Source organism: Frankia sp. CcWB2, assembly GCF_977927585.1.
In genome coordinates, this window is record NZ_CDWRCM010000316.1 from 2,343 (window position 1) to 2,952 (window position 610).

A 610-nucleotide genomic window follows, 5' to 3' on the forward strand; every position below is an offset into this window, starting at 1 on the left:
AGGGCAGTGTTCGAGGCGATCGGCAGCGGCGGCGGTGTCGCCTGAGCGAGAACGGGATAAGAAATAGGCACGGCGGTACATTATCGAGTGGGCGACAATGAGAACCGGGACGGTGGAGACGAAAGTGCTTCGGCTCGCCCCCACGGTCATCGCCTTGGTCGCGGCCAGCCGCGCCGGGTCCACGCCGACGGGCTGAAACGCTGGGCCCGCTCAGGGATCCGCGCACATCGCGGCGTCAGCCTGTTGCTTGGAGCCGAACAGGTCGGGAATCACCACAATCGGTTCGGGACCTGCCGCCGGGCCGCAGTCGTCGCCCCGGCCGTCCGCCCTGCCGCCCCCGGTCGGACCGGCCTGCGCGGGTGGTCCGGGATCAGTCGACCCGCTCACGGGCGCGGGGAGCAGTCCGCCGGCCGGCCGCGCTTCCGACGGGTTCGACGACGGACGCGGCGCGGTCCGACGGCCGGGCACCGAAGGGTGCAGTCTCCTGTCCTCCGGATCGGGTCCGAAGGCATCCGTCCGATCCGATGCGGCGGGTGGAACCGATGACACCAGCCACCCGCCGTCGGCCGACGGCGGGTGCGTGGGCGAAGACCGGGGCCATGATTCGGGA